Here is a 13,798-nt window from a genome sequence, read left to right on the forward strand (position 1 = left end):
GCGGGATCCCGTACGGGCTAGCCCGCGGTGTTGATCATCGACGCGGCGGCGTACGTCAGGTAGCGCCACAGCTGCGCCTCGTGCTCCGGCGCGAGGGCGAGCTCGTCCACCGCCACCCGCATGTGGGCCAGCCACGCGTCGTGCGCGGCGGCGTCCACCTGGAAGGGCGCGTGCCGCATGCGCAGGCGCGGGTGGCCGCGGTTCTCGCTGTAGGTGTTCGGGCCGCCCCAGTACTGCATCAGGAACAGCGCGAACCGCTCCTCGGCGGGACCGAGGTCCCCCTCCGGGTACATCGGGCGCAGCAGCGGGTCCTCGGCGACCCCCTGGTAGAAGCGGTGGACCAGACGGCGGAAGGTGTCCTCGCCGCCCACCAGTTCGTAGAAGGTCTGCTCCTGGACCGTGCCCCGCGGAATCTCATTCACCCGACCATCGTCTCAGACGCCCGGACGGAGGACCCCGGTCCTAGGACCTGCTCCTGGCGGCCGCAGCGGGTTCGCGGCGGGGCACGGTGGGTGCGCGGCGCGGCAGCAGCCCGTTCGCACCCGGGCGGTCCGCGCAGGACAGTGGAGGCATGGGCGCACACGCCGAGGTACGCGACGTGCGGGAGACCGCGCACGCCGCCCAGGTGCGGGAGCTGACCGCCGCCGGGGTGCTGGAGGATCCGCGCTGGCGCGCGGCCTTCACCGCCGTGCCCCGGCACATGTTCGTCCCGTACTTCTACACCGGCCGCGGCGCCGGACACGAGCGGCTCTGGTCCGAGGACCCGGACCCCGAACAGCGGGCCCGCTGGCTGCGCGGGGTCTACACCGACGCCCCGCTCGCGACCCGGCTGCGCGACGGCGAGCTGGTCTCCTCCAGCAGCCAGCCCTCGCTGATGGCGAAGATGCTGCAGGCCCTGGACGTGCGCGACGGGGACAACGTGATGGAGATCGGCGCGGGCACCGGCTACAACGCTGCCCTGCTGTGCCACCGGCTCGGCGACGATCTGGTCACCACCGTGGACCTGGACGAGGAGATCACCGACTCGGCGCGCGCGCACCTGGACCGGCTCGGCTACCACCCGGCCGTGGTCACCGGCGACGGGGCGCGCGGCTGCCCCGCCCGCGCCCCCTTCGACCGGATCCTGGTGACCTGCACGATCCCGCTGATCCCGCCCGCCTGGCTGGGCCAGTGCCGGCCCGGGGCCCGGATCCTGGCCCCGCTGTCGACCGGGCTGATCGCCCTCACGGTGCGGGACGGGGCGTTCGCGGAGGGCCGCTTCCTGCACACCTCGGCCTACTTCGTGCCGCTGCGCGGGGCCACGGCCGCGCCGCCGGGCACGTACGGGACGCCCCAGGGGCTCCCGTACGAGCTGGTGGAGAACGAGCGCTTCCAGTTCATGCTGGTGCTCACCTCGGGCGCGCTGCACCCGAGGGAGGCGCTGGACCTGTGGCGGCGCGAGGACCGGCCGGCGCGCGAGCGCTTCGGGGTGACGGTCAGCGCCGCAGGGCAGTGGTCCTGGCTCGACGACCCCGAGGGGCCCTACGTGTGGCCCCTCGGGGAGACGGGGGAGTCGTCATAGGCAGGCCGGGCGGAACCCGCACACGGCGAAGGCCCCCGGTCATACCGGGGGCCTTCGCCGTAGGTCGGAAACCTCAGCCGCGCCGGACGGTGATCGTCGTCCAGGCGCCGACGTGGACGCGGTCCCCGTCGGCGAGCGGAACCGGCACGTAGGGCTGGATCGAGTCCTCGCCGAGGTTGATCGTGGTGCCGTTGGTGGAGTTCTGGTCCACCACGGCCCAGCTGCCGTCGGGCTGCTGGACGAGCACCGCGTGCTGGTGCGAGACGCCCGGGTCCTCCGGGGGGACCGACAGGTCGATGTCGGGGGACTCGCCCGTCGAGGCACGGCGGCGGCCGATGGTGATCTGGCCGCCGGCGAGCGGGAGGTGCTGCTCGGGGGAGTACGCGGGCAGGTCGAGCCCGGCCGCCTCGGGGCCGCTGCGCTGCATCATCGCCATGAAGTACGTGCGGTCCGGACCGATGGTCGCGGTCCAGGACCCGCCGCCCTGGGGCTGGTAGGGCTGCTGGTACGACTGCTGGGGCTGGGGTGCCTGATGCTGCTGGTGGTGCGGGGGCGGCGGGGGCGGCTGGTACTGCCCGGTCCGGGACGGCTGCTGCTGGTACTGCGGCGGAGCCTGCTGTGCCTGCTGGTGCGGCGGAGCCTGCTGTGCCTGCTGGTGCTGCGGGGCCTGCTGGTGCTGCGGGGGCGGCGGCTGCTGCTGGTACGGGGGCTGCTGGAAGTCCTGGCGCGCCGGAGGCGGCAGCATCCAGTCGTCCTCGCGCTGCAGCGGCTCGGCGGGGCGGTTGACCCGCGAGGGCCGCGAGCCCTGGTAGTCGAAGTGGTCCTGGGAGTACGCCGGCGGTGCCGCGGGCGCGCCCGGGGACGGGGGCGGCGGCGGGGGCAGGTCCGGGGAGAGCGGCGTGTACGAGGTCGCCGAACGGGTCAGGAAGTTGTACCGGCACTCTTCGCAGAACGGGGCCATGGCCTCGCGCGGGGTCCGGCACTGCGGGCAGAGCTCGGCCTGTGCGGTCGGCTCGCCGGTGGGAGGGTAGCCGTAGCCGTAGGAGGGCGCCCCGGGGGTGCCCGTAGGGGCGGCCATGCGGTGGCCGCAGACCTCGCACCAGTCGTCGGAGGCGGACTGGTGCCCGTTCGGGCAGGTCGGCATCGCGGCGCTTCCTCCTTCTTCCTGCGTCCATGAGGCAGGGTCTTCTTCTTCGCGTCTGATCCGCGTCTGATCAGAGCGTCAAGCTCTACGTCAAGATTTTCGCACTCGAACGGTTTGAGTGGAACGCGTTTCTAGTGTCATCTCGTCCGCGTCGGCGACCTTTGCCTTCAGTCGCACAGTACCCGCAGCCGCATCCACGACGTCCACCACCTTCGCCAGCAGCTTGGCGGTGTCGGCGTTGCCGGAGGAACTCGCCAGCTGAACGGCCCGGCCGAGCTTGGCCGTGGCCCCGCCGACGTCCCCCAGTTTGCGGGCCTCCAGGCCCTGCTGGATGGCCTGCGCGAGCTCTGCCTGCCCGGTGTAGTGGGCCACCTGCGGGTTGATGGCGGTGGACGCGGCGAGATCGTCCGTCCAGACGGCCCGGACCAGGCCCTGAGCGAGAACGGACGGGTCCTCACCCGGCGCACCCGGCATGAGCAGGGCGGCGCGGGCGGCGAGCATCTCCTGGCCGACGGAGGCGCCCGGGACCCGCACGCACACGTGGTACTCACGGGACTCGTCGCCCCAGGAACCCGTCGGGTAGTCCCCGGCGCGCGGGGACGCCTCCGTGCGGCGTCCGGTCAGGTCCTGCACGGCGGGAGCGACCTGCTTGACGTACAGGACCTCCGCGCCCACCGGGGTCCACAGGCGCAGTGAGACGTCCGCCACTTCCTTGCCCATGACCTTCTCCATCATGTGCGTGAAGTCCTCGGTCAGCCGGGCCGGATCGGCCACGATGTCGGCCGTTCCGAGCAGCGCGCTCGCGATGCCGGTGACCTCCTTGACCTCCCAGTCCGTTCCCACGCCGCGGGCGTCACAGGTGAAACGGCCCGCGCAGGCGTCGAGGGTGGCGCGGAGCACGGCCGGGTCCTCGTGCTCGTTGCGGCCGTCGGTGAGCAGGATCCCGTGCCGGATCGCCGCGGTGGACCCGCGCAGCAGGCCGTCGGCGAGGCGCAGCCAGGTGCCGATGGCGGTGCCGCCGCCGGAGGAGAGGCCGCGCAGGGCCTCCTTGGCCTGGGCGCGGGTGGTCGCGTCGGCGACGGCGAGGCGGCCCTGGCGGGGGTACACCTCCCTGGCCACGTGGGTACCGGCGATCACCGCGAAGGCGGTGCCGTCGCGGAGGGTGTCGACGGCCGCGGCCGTCGCCTCGCGGGCGCCGCGCATCTTGTCGGGCGGGTACTCCATGGAGCCGGAACAGTCGACCATGATCACCACGGCGGCGCCGCCGGGGGCGACGGCCGTCCGGGTGGCCGTGGCCCCGCCGGTGGAGGTGACCGTGACGATGGCGTGGACGTCGCGGGCGCCCTCGGCGAGGAACTCGTTCTGGTACACCTCCACGCTGAAGCGCGGGGCGCTCGGCTTGGCGAAGTTCGCCATCGGTCGCTCCTCCTCGGGGACGGGGGGTCAGGCCTGGGCGTGCGGGGCGGCGGGGCCTGCGGGCGGGGTCGGCCGGCTCGGACCCGTGGGAGCCGTCGGGGGGGTCGCCGCGAAGGGGACGACGGCGACGGTGACGTTGTCGTGCCCGCCGCCGTCGAGGGCGTGCCCCACCAGGACCTGCGCACTGTGCAGGGGCCGGACGGCGGCGTCGTGCGGGAGCACCTGGGCCATGTCGCGCGCGGACTCGGCGTAGTTCCACAGCCCGTCGGTGCAGACCACGACCACGCCGTCGTGGTCCGGCTTGAAGGTGGCGGTGTGCGGTTCCAGGTCGTACGCGTCGGCCCCGAGCCAGCCGGTGATGGCGTGCGCGCGGACGTCGGCGTAGGCCTCGGCCTCGCCCATCAGACCCGCCGCGACCATCTGGGCGGCCCAGGAGTCGTCCTCGGTGAGGCGGCGGGGCAGGGCGGCGCGGTCGTCGGGGACCCAGTACGCGCGGCTGTCGCCGACCCAGCCGATGGTCAGCAGGCCGCGGCTGACCACGGCGCCGACCAGGGTGCAGGCGGGGGCGTTCTGGGCGCCGGGCACCTCGGGGGCGAGGGCGTTCACCGCGGCGGCGGCGGCCAGGATCGCCTCGTGCATGGCCTCCTGCGGGTGGGCGCCGCGGGGGAGGGCGTCGAGCAGCGCCTCGTTGGCGGCACCGGCGGCGGCCGCGGAGGCCTCGTCGGGGCGGCTGGCGGAGGAGACGCCGTCGCAGACGATCGCCACGGTGGCGGCGGAGCCGTCGGGCAGCGCGGTGGCGGCGACGGCGAAGGAGTCCTCGTTGCGGTGGTGGCGCAGCCCTCGGTCGCTGACGGCGGCGACGCTACCGAGCTCCTCTTCGAGGTGGTCCCGCTCCCGGGGCTGCGCGTGGCCGCAGTGCTCGCAGTACCCGTCGGTGTCCACCCGCCCGGCGCGGCAGGCCACGCAGGTCTTCCCGCCGGCCTCACCCTGCGGGGCGGGGCCCCCCTGGGGGGCTTCGCCCGCGGGACCGCCGCCGTACGGGGCTTCGCCCTCGGGGGTGTGTCCCTGCGGGGCGGGGCTGCCGTACGGGGCTTCGTGCTGGGGGCCGCCGTGCCCGCCGGTCGCGCCGCCGTACGGGGCTTCGCCGCCGGGGTGCGGGCCCTGCGGGGCGGGGTCGGCGTACGGGGCTTCGCCCTCGGGGGTGTGTCCCTGCGGGGCGGGGTGGCCGTAGGGGGAGGCGGGCTCTCCCGGGGCCGGGGTGCCGTACGGGCCGGAGCCGTCGTAGCCGGTTCCGCCTGCGGGACCCGTGCCCTGCGCGCTCGCGCCGTAGGGGGTGGTGTCCGCCGGGTGCCGGCCCTGAGGGGGCGCGGTGTACGGGCCCCCGGGGGCCGGGTGCGTGCCGTGCGGGTCGGCCGGGGAGCCGGGGTCGGACCAGCCGGTGGAGCCGGACACCAGGGTGGGGGCGGCGGTGGAGATGCTGCCCCAGCCGGGCGCGGCCTCGACGGCGTACCCGGGGGCCGCCTGTTCGGCGTGGCCGCCGGAGTGCCGGGGCGCGAGGGCTTCGTCGGGCGCGGGGCGCCCGCGGGTGGCCGGGATCCCGCCCGCGGGGGTGGGCCGGCCGGTGGAACCCGCCTGGGCAGCCGGACCCGCCCCGGCCGGGGCCGGTGGGTCCACGGGTGCCGAGCCCGCCGGGGCGAACGGCGCTCCCAGGCCCGCCGTGGGCGGGGTCGCCGGGGGCGCGGGGGCCGCCCTGTGTTCCGGGGCCCGGGGCTCCGTTGGGGCGGCGCTGGTGAGGGCGTAGCCGCAGAGGCCGCAGAAACGATCACCCTCCTCCAGCGGTTCCGCGCAGCTGGGGCAGCCCGACAGCCGATGCATCGACATCAATCACACCCACGTCCGGGGACGGAAACGGTTTGCCCGCTCCACCAGTTCGATCCTCTCCTCGCCCCGCTGCGCCAGCCGTGCCAGCACGCGGAACGAGCGCTCCAGGCCGAAGCGCAGCCCCCGCTCGTCCAGTTGGCAGCCGAGCAGCGAGGTACGGCCGGGGTCGGAACCCCGGCTGCCCGACAGTACCCAGTCCAGCGCCGAGCCCAGAACTTCCGCCCTGAGCCGCTCGTGGCGCACCGAGTCCAGGCCGAACCTCCCCAGCGCCTCCACCTGCGCCGCGGCCGCCGCCAGATCGGCCAGCAGCGCCTCCTGGGGAGACCGGTCGCGCAGGCGTGCCCGTACGGCCGCCACCCGCGCGGCGGTGTGGTGGATGGACGCCTCCGGTACGGATTCCAGCGTGCGCACGGCTCCGGCCCGGTCCCCGGCGGCCAGTTGCACCCGGGCCAGTCCGAACGCGGCCGCGACGAACCCGGGGTCCGTGGCCCACACGAGCCGGTAGTACTCGGCGGCGTTGTCCAACTGCCCCAGCACCTCCGCGCACAGCCCCAGCGCCAGCTTCGGCGCCGGTTCGCCCGGGAAGGCGTCGTAGACGGCGTCGAAGGACAGGGCCGCCGTCTCGTCCTCCCCGACGGCCAGCGAGGAGATGCCCCGGGCCCACACCACGCGCCAGTCGTCGGGGTGCCGCGCCTCCAGCCGGGTCAGCGCGTCGGCGACGAGCGGCGCGTCGGCCCCGCCCAGTTCGAGGCGGGCCCGCAGCTCCCGCAGCCTGAGCTCCGCGGATTCGGCCGGCGCCGAGCCCAGCGCGGCCAGCAGGTCGGCCGGCGCGGAGGCCAGCAGGCCCGCCAGGAAACCGGCGTTGGGGTCCCCGGCGTCGACCAGCGGCACCGGCAGTGCCAGCGCGGCCTCGCGGGGGTCCAGCGTGGACAGCTCCGGCCGCCGCGCGGCGGAGACCCCCACGGGGGGCAGCGGCGCGGCCGCGGGGGCCCGGCGCGGGGCCGGCACGCCGGGACCGGCGGCCCGGTGCGTCGCCGTGGTGACCAGTCCGGTCGTGCCGTACCCCGTGATCGGCGGAGCCGGCGGAGCAGACGGGACCGACGGGCCCGCGGCGTCGGGGGCCGCCTCCACCGCTGGAGCGGCCCCCGGGAGCGGGACGGCCGCCGGTACCCGGGTCGCAGTGGCACCCCGGCCCGCCCGCCACCGCTTCACGGGACGCTCGCCCAGCAGGGACACGTGCCCGCCCGACTTGTCGTCGATGAACAGCCGGTCGTCCGGAACCCGCAGCTCGGGCCCGAAGAGGGTGGAGACCTGGGGCCTCGGGCGGCCCGTCTGGAGCGCGACGACCTCCCGCAGCACCCCCGTCAGCTGGTCCGCCATCTCCTGCGCGGACGCGAACCGCCGTCCCGGATCCGGGTCGGTGGCCCGTACCAGCAGCCGGTAGAAGGACTCGTACCGCCCGAACACCTCGATGTGCTGCGGGTCCGGCAGCGAGTCCACGAACACGTTCGTGTAGCCCTGGAAGTCGAAGGTCAGCACGGCCAGCGTGCGCGCCACGGTGTACAGGTCGGAGGCGACCGACGGGCCGAGCTCGGCGACCTCGGGCGCCTGGTAGCCGACGGTGCCGTAGATGGCCGACTCCTCGTCGTCCATCCGCCGGACCGCGCCCATGTCGATCAGCTTGAGCTGGTCGGCCTGCTGGATGGCGTTGTCGACCTTGAAGTCGCAGTACAGGAGGTTCCTGGTGTGCAGGTGGCCGAGCGCCTCCAGCGCCTCGATGCCGTACGCGCACGCCTGCTCCACGGGCAGCGGATCGCGTCGGCCGTCCGGCCGGCGCCGCTCGTTGGCGATCTCCTTGAGCGATTTGCCGCCCACGTACTCCATGACGATGTACCCGTCCAGCGAACCGGTCCGCTGGTCCAGGTGCTCCACGAAGTTGTAGATCCGCACGATGTTGGAGTGCTCGATCTCCGCGAGGAAGCGCCGCTCCGAGATCGCGGCCGCCATCGCGTCCTGGTCCCCGGTGTCCAGCAGGCCCTTGAGCACCACCCACCGGTCCGACACGGCCCGGTCCACCGCGAGGTAGACCCAGCCCAGCCCGCCGTGCGCGAGGCAGCCCGCGACCTCGTACTGGCCGTGGACGAGGTCGCCCGCGCGCAGCTTGGGGACGAAGGAGTACGGGTGCCCGCACTTGGTACAGAAACCTTCCGTCCGCCCGGGCCGGTCCCCGCGGGCCCGCCCCACGGGCGCCCCGCAGTCCGAGCGCGAGCAGAACCGCTTGCGCTCCGGGACCTCCGGGTTCTCCAGCACCGCCGCCGAGGGATCCGGACGGGGCACCTCCGGTACGTTGACCAGCCCGGCTCCCAGCCGGCTGCGGCCCGACACCGAGGCGGCCGAACCCGAACTGCGCACCGACACCGACCGGGTGGACGCGGCCCCGGAGAGGGAGCGCGAGAGCCGGCCCGACACGGAGCGCCGCGAAGAAGAGGACCGCGACGACCGCGAGGAGCGGGAAGCACGCGAGGAGGAGGACGAGGAGGACCGCCCGGACCCCTGCGAGTCCCCGTGGCGTGCCGCGCTCGTCATCGCCGTCGGCACCGACACCAGCTCCTCGGCGCCCGCCGCGACGGCCCCGGCCGGCGCCAGCCCGCAGGTGTCGCAGTAGACCTCGCCGCCGCCCATGTCCTCGTACGTCCCCGGGCAGCCGGGGCGCATGCACGCCGTTCCGATCAGACTCACGCGTCCCCCTCCCTCGGCCCGTCGGGCCACTCACGCACCGGTTGGTGCCTCTGCTGGTCCTGCTGGTCCTGCCGGTCCTGCTGCCGGGCGGGCAGCGCCTCGGCCGCCGCCCACTGGTAGCGGAGCACCGCCTGCTCGGCGGCCCGCAGATCGCAGGGCGCGCTCCACAGCATCCGCCGTGCGGTGTCGTACCGCTCCATCAGCAGCGGATCCTCCGCCATGCCCAGCCGGGCCACCTTCGCCTTGTAGGCGTCGAGCCGTCCGCGCAGCTCCGCCCGCACCGCCAGCGGCGCCGTCACCGCGGTCAACGATTCGCGGGCCCGTCGCAGTTCCTCACCGGCCCGCTCCTCCAAGGACTCCAGCAGCGGGGACAGCCGGTGCCACTGGGCCCGGCGCCGGTACTCGGCCGCCGCGGAGAGCTGCTCCTGCAGCGCCGTCGGCGGGCCGCTCACCGCGGGCACCTCGGACGCCGCGATCTTCGCCAGCACCTCGCCGCGGGCCACCCGGGCCTCCGCCAGGGTCCGGTCGGCCCGCGAGAGCACGTCCCGCAGGCTGATCAGCCGCTGCTCGGCGTCCTGCCGGACGGCCAGCACCGCCTCGACCTCCCGGCGTACGTCCTCCAGCGCGAGCGCGGCCCGGTCGTAGCGCCCGGTGTCCGGACGGCCGCCGCCCGGGGCGGAGCTCCCGGCCACCGCGCACCAGAACGCCAGCGGGTCCTCGATCACCCGGGCCCGCAGGTCGGCCAGCTCGGCCGTGATGGCCTCCAGGTCGTCCCCCGAGGGGTGTTCTCCCGGCCGGACCCCCACCGAGTGGGCGAGGGCGCGGGTGCGGTGCAGTTCGGCGGCGAGGAGGTCGATCCGGGCGGGCAGCGCCGACCAGACGGAGTCCGCGGCGACCACCACGTCCAGGGAGCTCGCGTACAGCTCGTTCATGCGGGACACCAGCTCGGCTAGGGAGAACCGCTCCGCGAGCGGGGCGCCCTCCACCGCGGCGCCGGAGATCAGCACCCCGGGCCCGCGCAGCCGGTCCGTCAGCTCGACCAGGTCCTCGCGGCTCGGCCAGCGGCGCCGCTCACGGATCTCCCGGGCGGCGCCCAGTGCCCCGCTGTAGGCGTCGAAGTACCGCCACAGGCGGGTGATGGCCGCGTCGGCCTCGGCCCAGCGCTCCTTGGTGACCCCGGTCAGGCCGGCACCCTCCAGGAGCCGGCGGCCGGAGTGGTCCTGGAGCGCGAGCAGCGAGGTCTCGACGGCCTCGTGCTCCGCGCCCAGCCGCGCCAGCGCCCGGTCCACACCGTCCCGGTCCATCACCGCCGGCTGCGTCCCCAAAGGATGTGCCTCCACCGATCCTGCCTCCGGTCTCGTGACATCGGGCTCAGAATCCGCCACCGGCCTCAGTCCCGGTACTTGGGAGCGGGCGGACCGCCCACGCCGGGCAGCACGGGCTCCAAGTGGGCCTTGTAGGCATTCATCCAGGGGCTGTTGTCACCGCCCGCACGGTAGTCCTCCAGCACCTTGTTGACCCGGCGCACCAGGTCGCCGGCGTCCTTGTTCATGGCCACCCCGTAGAACTCCTTGGTGAACGGGGAGCCGACCAGACTGACCGAGGGGTCCTGCGCGGCCTGGCCCGCGGCGAGGGCGTTGTCGGTGATGATGCCGTCCACCTCGCCCAACTGCAGCCGGACCAGGCAGTCGAGCTGGTTGGGCACGCTGACCGGCACCGCGCCGTAGGACTGCGCGGTCAGCGCCGCCTCCGCCGTGGAGCCGGCCGCCGTGCAGATGCGGCGGCCCTTCAGCGAGGCGTCGTAGCCGGTGATCGCCGAGCCCTTGGGCGCCAGCACCTGCTGCCCGGCCTCGAAGTACGCCGTCGAGAAGGCGACCTCCTCCAGCCGCTTGCAGTTGACGGTCATCGTGCGCACGACGATGTCGACGGTGCCGTCCTTGAGCGCGGGAATGCGCTGGCTGGTGGGGATGGCCCGGTAGATGACCTTGCCGTCCTCGCCGAGTATGTCCTTCGCTATGGCCTTGACCAGGGCGATGTCGAAGCCGTCGAGCTCCCCGGCCGGGTTGCGGTAGCCCCACTTGAAGCTGTTCTGGTCCACGCCCGCTACGAGGTGGCCCGCGGCGCGGATCCGCTGGATCGCGGAGCCGTCCAGCCCGTTGGGGCGCAGGCTCGCCTCCGGGTTCTCGCAGGTGTCCCCGGGAGTCCGCGGAGCGACGGCCGTCCTGGCGGGCTCCCGCACCAGCGAGGAGGGTGCCGTGCCGCCCGGGGCGGCCTGGGCCAGGGGCAGCAGCACGGCCGCCGCCGTCAGCGCGCAGGCCACGGCCATCGCACCGACCCCGCCCCAGCCGCGCAGCCTGCCCGTCAGCCGCCGCAGGCCGCGTACCTCCGTGCCCTCGGCGGCGCCCTCCACGGCGCCCGCGGCGGCCACCGCAGGGGCCACGGTGCCCCCGGCCCGCTCGGAGCCCTCATCCGTGCGCTTCAGCCGTCCCGGCATCGCTCTCACCTGTACTCCGAAAGCCTGCGCCCGATGCCGAGCAGGGCGGCCACCGCGCCGACGACCGCCAGGGCCGCCGTGCCTGTCAGCAAACCGTCGAGCGCCCCGAGCCCGTCCCGCGCCGCCCGGGTGAACTCACGCTGCTCGTGGGCCACGGCCGCTTCCAGCGAGGCGTCCACCGTGTCGAAGGCGGACCCCGTGGGCTCCTTGTGGTCCCCGTCCCCGATGACCTGCCCGACGGCGCCCTGGTAGTCGCCCTTCAGGTCGGTCTGGCGGGCCGCCGTGTGCAGTTCCTTCCACCGCTTCACGCCCTCCACGGCGCGGGACACCGGGGCGCGGCCGGCCGGGTCGTCGGCCAGTTTCGCCGCCGTCGCCAGGCCCGCGTCCAGGTCCTTCATGTCGTCCGAGAAGTCCACGTCGTACTTGTCGGACTTCTTGTCCTCGGCCAGTACGGCGCCGCGCGAGACCAGGGTCAGGTTCTCGTTGGCCCGTGCCTGGAGCGAGGCGATCCGCGCGTCGTTGAGCACCTTGAGCGACTCCTGCCCGTCCGTGCGGGCCTCGCTCAGCCCCGACCGGGCGACCGTGTGCCCCGCGACCAGCCACAGCAGCAGCACCAGCGCGGCGGTGGTCGCGGCGACGAGCCCGTGGTTGAAGACGCGGTTCGTACGCCGGTAGTTGCGCCGCTGGGCCCAGACCAGGGCGGCGAGCGCCAGCAGGCCCGCCCCGAGCGAGGCCAGGGGCAGCGCGCGGGCCTCGTCGTAGTCCGTGTAGAGCCGCCCGGTCTCCGCCTCGTAGAGCCGCTGCGCGGCGGGCAGCAGCTGGGTGCTCATCTGCTCGTTCGCGTACCGGAGGTAGGCGCCGCCGAGCGGCAGGCCCTGCTTGTTGGTTGCCCGGGCCTGCTCGATCAGGCCGGCGTAGCGCGGGAGCTGCTCGCTCAGCAGGGTGATCTGCTTGCGGGAGTCCTCGCCGGCCGTGGTGCTGGCGGCCGCGTTCACCAGCAGCCGGGAAGCATGGGCTATGTCCTTCTCGTACCGGCTGCGGACCTCGCGGGGCTCTTGACCGCCCGCGAGGAAACCGCTGGAGGAGGCGGTGTCGGCGTCCGCGAGGGAGCGGTAGATGCTCGCCGCGTCGGCGCTCAGAGGCTGGCTGCGGCCCACGACGTCATCGGCCGCGGTGACCCGGCCGGAGATCTCCCAGACGGCCACCGCGCCGAACAGCAGGACCAGCGCGGCCAGGGCCGCGCCGACGATCCGCAGCCGGCCGGGCTCGGTGGTGGCGGCCGCGCGCAGCCGCTCCACGCCTTCGGCCCAGGCGCTGCCGCGCCGGGGCAGCCCGTCGGGCGGCGGCGCCGGCGGCCCGGAGGGCGCCGAGACGCCGCCGGGCGCGGGCGCGCGTGATGTGATGGCCACCCTGACCTCCCCCTCGGTCCTTCGTGCTTCGCAGCAGTATGGCCTTAGTGGCGGTCGTCCACAGCACCCGGTCCGGGATCGGGCACGATCCGCCCCGATCCGTCCCCGCTCCTAGTACGCCCTACGAGCCGCGATGGTTCCGGCCCGGGCGCGGTTCAACCGAAATGGGCACGCAGCTTCCCGTAGGCCTCGGGCCCGGCCCCCAGCGCGTCCAGGCCCAGCAGGCCGGCGCCCAGCACCGGCGGGGCCGTCACCACCGAGACCCGGGCGTGCGGGGCCCGTTCGGCGAGCAGGGTCTCCACCCGGCCGTTCAGCTGCGGGTGCCGGGCGGCCAGGACGCTGCCGCCCAGCAGGACGGGAGCCGCCTCGGCCAGCAGCCCGAGCCGCATCAGCGCCACCGAGGCCAGTGCCACGACCTCCTCGGCCTGCCGCTCGATCAGGGCCGCGGCGACCGGATCACCGGCCGCGGCCACCGCGAACAGCACCGGCACCAACTCGTGCATCCGTACGGGCTCGACGGAGCCCAGGTGCACGGCCTCGACCAGCGCGTACATGGAGTCCAGGCCGAAGTGCCCGGGCAGGGCCGCCGCGAGCTCGGTGGGACCGCCGCGCCCGTCCTCGGCGCGGGCCGCCCACCACATGGCCTCGGCGGCGAGTCCGCCGCCGCCTCCCCAGTCGCCGGACAGCTGCCCGATCGCCGGGAACCGGGCCGTGCGCCCGTCGGGGAGCATGCCCACGCAGTTGATGCCCGCCCCGCACACCACCGCGACCCCGCGCGGCCCCCCGGCGTCCTCGCCGAGTCCGGCGCGCAGGATCGCGAAGGTGTCGTTGCGGACCTCGGTGGAGGTGCCCCAGCCGCGCGCGCCGATGGCCTGCGCGAGCCGGACCTCCTCCACCGGGAGGTCCGCGTTGGCCAGACAGGCCGATACATGGACGGCGTACGGGGCTCCGGCCGCGGGCCCCGGCAGCCCGGCGGCCCGGGCCGCCTCCGCGACGGCCCGCCCGAGGACGTCCACCGCCGCCACGACCCCCACCCGCGGGGGCGGGTAGGCGCCCCGGCGGCCCGGGCGGCGGGCCCGGCCCCCCCGCCCCCCACTCGCCCCCCCCGCCCGGGGGCCGCGGGGGGGGGGGGCGGCGGGCCTGTAGAAAGAACG

At 75.2% G+C, this 13,798-nt stretch carries 10 protein-coding genes; 1 reads left to right on the forward strand and 9 read right to left on the reverse strand.

All coding sequences use genetic code 11. From position 1 onward, the window contains the following. Positions 1-17: 17 nt before the first annotated feature. Entirely contained in the window at positions 18-422 is a 405-nt protein-coding gene (locus tag ABZY57_RS13780) for a globin (RefSeq protein ID WP_243334938.1), read from the reverse strand. Between the two features lie 149 nt (positions 423-571). On the opposite strand from ABZY57_RS13780, the gene ABZY57_RS13785 reads away from it, so the two are divergent. Next, entirely contained in the window at positions 572-1,561 is a 990-nt protein-coding gene (locus ABZY57_RS13785; RefSeq protein WP_356511452.1) for a methyltransferase domain-containing protein, read from the forward strand. 73 nt (positions 1,562-1,634) lie between these two features. On the opposite strand, the gene ABZY57_RS13790 is transcribed toward ABZY57_RS13785, so the two are convergent. From ABZY57_RS13790 to ABZY57_RS13825, 8 genes are all read right to left on the reverse strand, one after another. Beyond that, the gene (locus ABZY57_RS13790; protein WP_356511454.1) at positions 1,635-2,705 is read right to left on the reverse strand and encodes an FHA domain-containing protein; all 1,071 of its coding nucleotides are present in this window, start codon (positions 2,703-2,705) and stop codon (positions 1,635-1,637) included. A gap of 90 nt (positions 2,706-2,795) precedes the next feature. Next, the gene (locus ABZY57_RS13795) at positions 2,796-4,121 is read right to left on the reverse strand and encodes a VWA domain-containing protein (protein WP_356511456.1); all 1,326 of its coding nucleotides are present in this window, start codon (positions 4,119-4,121) and stop codon (positions 2,796-2,798) included. A gap of 27 nt (positions 4,122-4,148) precedes the next feature. Then, positions 4,149-6,002 carry a protein phosphatase 2C domain-containing protein gene (locus tag ABZY57_RS13800; RefSeq protein WP_356511458.1) on the reverse strand — a complete coding sequence of 618 codons (1,854 nt, stop codon included), beginning with the start codon at positions 6,000-6,002 and terminating at the stop codon, positions 4,149-4,151. A 3-nt stretch (positions 6,003-6,005) separates the two neighbouring features. Further along, positions 6,006-8,732 (reverse strand): tetratricopeptide repeat protein, encoded by a 2,727-nt coding sequence (locus ABZY57_RS13805; protein WP_356511468.1) that lies wholly within the window; start codon positions 8,730-8,732, stop codon positions 6,006-6,008. Between the two features lie 5 nt (positions 8,733-8,737). After that, on the reverse strand, positions 8,738-10,045 hold the full coding sequence (locus ABZY57_RS13810; RefSeq protein WP_356511470.1) for a hypothetical protein: 1,308 nt from the start codon (positions 10,043-10,045) through the stop codon (positions 8,738-8,740). A gap of 86 nt (positions 10,046-10,131) precedes the next feature. Next, entirely contained in the window at positions 10,132-11,067 is a 936-nt protein-coding gene (locus tag ABZY57_RS13815) for a glutamate ABC transporter substrate-binding protein (protein ID WP_356511472.1), read from the reverse strand. A gap of 173 nt (positions 11,068-11,240) precedes the next feature. After that, positions 11,241-12,566 (reverse strand): hypothetical protein, encoded by a 1,326-nt coding sequence (locus ABZY57_RS13820; RefSeq protein ID WP_356511474.1) that lies wholly within the window; start codon positions 12,564-12,566, stop codon positions 11,241-11,243. Positions 12,567-12,799: 233 nt separating this feature from the next. Beyond that, on the reverse strand, positions 12,800-13,678 hold the full coding sequence (locus tag ABZY57_RS13825; protein ID WP_356511460.1) for a BadF/BadG/BcrA/BcrD ATPase family protein: 879 nt from the start codon (positions 13,676-13,678) through the stop codon (positions 12,800-12,802). Positions 13,679-13,798: the final 120 nt, after the last annotated feature.

The sequence above is a fragment of the Streptomyces sp. NPDC006450 genome (assembly GCF_040612195.1).
GTDB lineage: Bacteria > Actinomycetota > Actinomycetes > Streptomycetales > Streptomycetaceae > Streptomyces.